Annotated in this window: 5 protein-coding genes; 1 reads left to right on the forward strand and 4 read right to left on the reverse strand. The window is 53.7% G+C overall.

Annotated features, from left to right (window positions below; genetic code table 11):
• On the forward strand, nt 1–251 hold a 251-nt coding region (locus VEV40_RS05960; RefSeq protein ID WP_324830852.1), incomplete at its 5' end, for a response regulator transcription factor.
• A 316-nt stretch (nt 252–567) separates the two neighbouring features.
• Here VEV40_RS05960 and VEV40_RS05965 read toward each other — a convergent pair.
• The 4 genes from VEV40_RS05965 to VEV40_RS05980 form a co-directional block, all read right to left on the reverse strand.
• A complete protein-coding gene (locus VEV40_RS05965) occupies nt 568–1,878 on the reverse strand; it encodes a cytochrome P450 (protein WP_324830853.1) in 1,311 nt (436 codons plus the stop codon).
• Between the two features lie 41 nt (nt 1,879–1,919).
• Complete coding sequence (metA, locus tag VEV40_RS05970; RefSeq protein ID WP_324830854.1) at nt 1,920–3,014, reverse strand: homoserine O-succinyltransferase MetA; 1,095 nt, start codon at nt 3,012–3,014, stop codon at nt 1,920–1,922.
• Nucleotides 3,015–3,063: 49 nt separating this feature from the next.
• The gene (locus VEV40_RS05975; protein ID WP_324830856.1) at nt 3,064–4,338 is read right to left on the reverse strand and encodes an O-acetylhomoserine aminocarboxypropyltransferase/cysteine synthase family protein; all 1,275 of its coding nucleotides are present in this window, start codon (nt 4,336–4,338) and stop codon (nt 3,064–3,066) included.
• A 20-nt stretch (nt 4,339–4,358) separates the two neighbouring features.
• Nucleotides 4,359–5,691, reverse strand: a 1,333-nt coding sequence (locus VEV40_RS05980) for a pyridoxal phosphate-dependent decarboxylase family protein (protein ID WP_324830857.1), incomplete at its 5' end; no start/stop codon positions are given.

The following is a 5,691-nucleotide window of genomic DNA, read 5'->3' on the forward strand; positions in this document are numbered from 1 at the left end:
ATAACGGGCTGCGGGTGGTTGATCCTGACCTGGCGGCCGAAGCATGGAGCGCCGATCCGGATCCACTCACTGAGCGCGAGCGTCAGATTCTGTGGCGCGCAGGTGAGGGCAAGTCCAGCACAGAAATTGCAGATGAGCTGCGCCTTTCCGAAGGTACTGTGAGGAACTACCTGTCCGAAGCTATTAGCAAGTTGGGAGCATCGAACCGCGTGGATGCGGCGCGCATTGCGCGCGCCAAGGGATGGCTCTAAGCACGCAAGCGTGTTGGGCCTGAGGAGCACTGTACTGTACCCTGCACTTGATGGCCTCCACTCTCGGCATCTATGATTTGCTGCTGCAATCGGAATCGCGAAACATTCTAGAGACACCTACCACCGGGAGCCTTGGAGGTAAGCTCCGTGCCAAGATCGGACCTACCACATAACCCACATGCAGCTAACTTAGAAAGTCGGTAAATACCGAATAGCAGACTATGGGATGACCCTGCATCAATGCACGGAAGTCTAGGTGAATAGTCTAAAAATGACCGCGGCTGCAGTGCTAAATCTCTGTTCGGACAAGTGATAATCAACAAGATGCTTGAGTCAGATAACTTGTGTTCACTTTGATCTCTGGCATCATAGTGAAATCATGCTTGCTTCGCAAATTTACCCCGGCCTCTAACTCCAACGGCTTGCCTCCGATGTATCGCAGCCGAAGGTACTTGCCGATTGTCATTAGGTGAATTTGCATTTCGACTCGAGCCATAGTCTCGCCAATGCATTTTCTCGGGCCTGCCGAAAACGGAAGCATCGCTAGCGGATGCCTTTCCTTTGAGCAAGAGGGGTCAAACCGATCTGGGTTGAAGCGATCTGGAGCTTCCCATAAAGCAGGATGTCTATGAATAATATAGGGAGAAATATAAATTTCTGTGCCTGCCGGGACGAAGTAGCTACTTAGCAGATCATCCTTGATTGCGCAGCGTGTCATCAACCAGCCAGGCGGATACAAGCGCATAGTTTCCTCTAGCACCTGGCGTGTGTAAGTAAATTTCGGCAGATCGTCCGGCTGAGGAGGTTCATCCACGGGCGACTGAGCAAGCTCATTCCACAGTTTTTCTTCGACGTCGGAATGCTGTGAGAGCAGATACCAGGTTAAATTCAAGGTACTGGCAGTCGTCTCGTGTCCCGCAACGATGAGAGTTATGATTTCGCTGACTAATTGGTGATCAGTCATCGCGTTGCCACTTTCACGATCGCGCGCTTCCATGAGCAAGCCGAGAATATCCCCAGAAATTATGTTCCGTTTCCGTCTTTCTGCAACGACCTCTGTAACTAGCCGTCCCAACGGCCTAAATGTTTGCGCGAACTGCAGATTGCGCGCGGATTCACTTGAAAGCACCGAGAAATGCTTCGCTATCTTTTCGTAGTCGTCCCCAAATATCGAACGGAGCACTATCTCTAAAATCATCGTGCTGACGTCGTCAGTGACATTGACGTCGCGCTTTTCGTCCGCGGCATGGGTCCATTTCGCTAACAGGGCCCGGTTGGCTTCCACAATCAAGTCCGTGAAGGTCTTTACGGTCTCTTTATGAAATGCCGGCTGAATCATTTGCCGCTGATTTTTCCAAAATTCGCCCTCGCTGGTCATAAGACCGTTACCGAGAAGTAGTCCTACCCGTTTGATCGCTTGACCCTTCTTGTAGTTCTGCCAGTTCTTTCGAAGAACGTGGTCGACATACTGTAGCTCACTAACAACATAGACATTGGATCCATAGATTGAAGCCTTATAAAGGCTTCCAAATCTCTCAAAGTTCTGCATCAGCCAATCAAGGAGACTGTCGGAGACTTTGTACTTCTCCGCAGGCCCAGGAGGTACAAGCTTGAAACCGGTAGTCATAACCCTCTATATTGTTATCACTAATACTGATGAACAAAGGCTTATAAAATGGCTATCTTGCTGAAGGAGGACGCCACAGCAGGGACTTGGACCAAATCGGCCATGTTGCGCATTTCCATCCTTCTGCTGCTCTGCAGGCGCAGGTTCTTCTGCGTACAGATGTATTGGAACCAGTTTCTATAAATGCCCACAGCGGTTGAATGCCAGGTGTTTTCGAGGTTTGTTGCTTCCAATATTGCCGTGACTTGAGGCAGCAAGTCGTGATTTCGCGATCTCATCGCTTCCTGCTGCAGACCCGCCAATGCGTCCGCCATTTCGTTGTTGAAGTAGCCTTGCGGAACCAGAGGGTATACGTCCGATTCGCTTCTGAGAAAGCGGCCAATGTCCCTGCGGTATTCGAGCAGCAGTGTATTGGCTTCGTATTCCGGATGTCCCTGGAAAAAGACAAACATGCTGCGGCAATGTTTAATAAAGGTGTCAACACCCACATGGGCTGCCTGCGTCAGCACTCGGTACCCACAGCGCATTAGCTGATCGTCGGGAAGGCCGTTCCAGCGGGAGTGTGGGAGCCTGAAGCGTCTAGGCGCGCCCGCAATCAAAGGGTGGTCCAACATGCGCGAGCACTCAAATACCCCACTGTGTTTATTATCGTTGCGGACGCGGCTGATGCCGTCCATATAGAGCGTCGCCGCGTGCGCGGCCAGGCACGACCAGATGGTTGAATATGTGTTTGTTCGCGCCCAGTCAAGAACGCGGGTGAAGCTCGGCCAGTATGGCTCGTTTTCCAGCTTGGGGGTCTGCGGCTCCCTGCCGGTGACAATCAGGCCATCGAGTTGCGTTTCCCATAGACTCTCGACACTTGCATAGTGCCTGCTGATGTGCTGCGCCCCGAACTCGTTTCGAGGAACATTCGGCAAAGCAAAGAGCGACAGCCGCACAGACATACCCTCGGAAGCGGCGTCAAGAAGCGAGAGAAATTGGCGTTCGGTTGCCTCCAGCGCGCCGTCCGGCATATTGTTGATGAGGCCGATATGCAGGCGCTTGCTGGATTTTTCAAGGCAGCGCGCGGACGGGTTACGGCAGAGTCCCTTTTCACACTGCTGATCAGAATTGAATGAGTTAAAGGAGGCTGGCATGAGTATCTCCCGGACGTTGATTGGTGGGCCCTTCAGGGGAATGGGTTGGCTAGGCCGTGGTGGCGAGCGCCTGATCGAGATCGGCGATAATATCGTCGCTGTGTTCGATTCCAATGCTAAGACGGATCATCTCCGGCCGCACTCCAGCGCGAAGCTGTTCTTCCGCCGACATCTGTCTGTGCGTGCTGGAAGCCGGATGGCAGGCCAGCGATTTAGCATCGCCAAGATTGACAAGCCGAGTAAAAAGATTGAGGCCGTCGTATAACTTTACAGCGGCATCGTAGCCGCCCTTAAGTCCAATAGCCATTAGAGAACAGGCGTGTCCGCCCAGATATTTCTGGGCAAGCGCGTAATAAGGGCTTTCGCGGAAGCCAGCGTAATTTATCCAAGAAATTGCCGGGTGGTCGCGCAGAAATTCGGCGACCTTCCTGCCGTTTTCCACATGACGATCAATCCGCAACGCAACGGTCTCAATTCCCTGCAACAGAAGGAATGAACTCATCGGCGACAGCACGGCGCCCGTGGTCCGCTGGTAGACGCTGCGGCAGCGCCCGATATATGCCGCCCTTCCGTAATGCTCGGTGTAAACCAGTCCGTGATAGGAGGGATCCGGCTGGTTAAACATGGGGAAACGATCGGCATGGTCCTTCCATGGAAACTTGCCGCTGTCCACGATGGCCCCACCGAGCGTGGTGCCGTGTCCGCCGAGAAATTTTGTGAGTGAATGCACAACAATATCGGCGCCATATTCAATGGGCCGCAGCAGCATGGGCGAAGCAACTGTATTGTCAACCACCAGAGGCACTCCATGCTTGTGCGCCATGAGCGCCAGCTTTTCGATGTCGCAGATGTTCCCTGCCGGATTACCAACACTCTCGCAGAAGATTGCGCGCGTCTTGTCGTCGATCAGTTTCTCAATGGCACATGGGCAATCCGATTCCGCAAAGCGGACGTTGACTCCCTGACCAGGCAGAATGTAATTGAACAGGCTGTGCGTGGTCCCATAAAGCTGCGGGACAGATACAATGTTGCTGCCCAACTCGGTCAGATTGAGACAGGCATAGTTGACCGCGGCCTGACCACTGGCAACGCAAAGAGACTGCAAGCCTCCTTCAAGCGCGGCAACACGCCGCTCCAGGACATCCGTCGTCGGATTGTTGATTCGCGTGTAGCGGTATCCTTCAGCCTCCAGATTGAAGAGCGCAGCCGCGTGCTCGGCGTTGTCAAATGAGTACGATACTGTCTGATAAATCGGAACGGCTACTGATTTTGTCGCTGAATCAGGCTCGTAGCCACCGTGAACTGCAATGGTTTCCCGTTTCATATCTCTCGTCTGCTCGTGAACTATGCAGGGACAGCCGCTGTTTCGCTCAACAGGGTCTGTTCAGCCATTTCAGAAAAGAGCCGATTCATCTCATCCACGACCCAACGGATGTCGACTTCGGTTGTCCGGAAACTGGTAATGCAGGCGCGCATGACCGGGACGCCTGCGATTTGTGCCTCCGACATCCAGGCAATTTGCTGGTCGCGCAAAGCTGCCGCTAGCTTCGTTGTGTCCAGCCCGTCGCGGGTAAAGCAGATAAGCGGCAGAGGGGTGTCATTCATAATGCGCCACCCGGAAGTTTTGAGCGCATCCCGCAATATGTGGCCCATGCTTGTCTGGCGCTCGATCATTTCAATCTGGCCCGATTCGCCATGCTGGGCCAGTGCCATAAAAAGTTTCAGACCGATAAAGCGCCGCGACCATTGCACAGTTGCCATGAGTGGATCGACGACTGTCATGTCAGTTTTGGGAGGCAGATAGGTAATACCTACGCGGAAGGCCTCGGCAACGCGATGCGGATGCCGGCAGAAAAACATCCCGGCGCCCATGGGAACCGAGAACCACTTATGCGCATCGCAGGTGATGGAGTCCGCCAATTCAATTCCCGAAAGATGATGCCTGAGTTTCGGCGAGATGGCCGCAGCACCGCCCCACGCCGCGTCTGCATGGAACCAGAGATTCTCTTTGCGGCAAAATTCACCTATTTCCTGCAACGGATCAATCACGCCTGTTGCCGTAGTTCCTGCCGTGCCGATCACCATGAACGGAGCGAAGCCATTCTCCCGATCCTCAGCGACGAGAGGCTCAAGGTCGTTCAAATCCAGTTTCAGATTACGGTCTGTGGCTACAATGCGGAGGGCTTTTCTGCCAATCCCCGTGATATGTGCGATCTTGTTGTAGCCGTTGTGTGCCTCTTGCGTAAGATAAATCGTCGGTGCGGCGGCCAGGCGGCGAAGCCCGTGCTCGCCATACTGAGGAAAAGCGCGGGTTAGAGCCACAACAACCGCGGACAAGTTTGCTTCGGTTCCGCCGCTGGTAAAGGTCGCGAGTGTCTCGGGTGGAAGGCCGAATTTCGCCGTAAGCCAGCCAAGCGTATGCCGTTCAATCTCATTTCCGACCGGCGATGTCCGCCAGTTCGCCAGTTGGGAGTTGTACATCGAGACCAGCGCGTCTGCGATAGCCGATGCCAAGGTCACGCTCGGATTGAAGAGGCCAAAATAACGAGGATGCGTGACCTGTACCTGCCAGGTTTGCAGCATTCTTTCCACATCAGCTATAACCTCATCCAGAGCCATTCGCTTGCTGAAATCATAGCGCGACGTCAAGTAGTCTCGAATCTCGTCCGCGGATACA

The sequence above is a fragment of the Alloacidobacterium sp. genome, assembly GCF_035631355.1.
In the GTDB taxonomy this organism is placed as follows: Bacteria; Acidobacteriota; Terriglobia; order Terriglobales; family Acidobacteriaceae; genus Alloacidobacterium.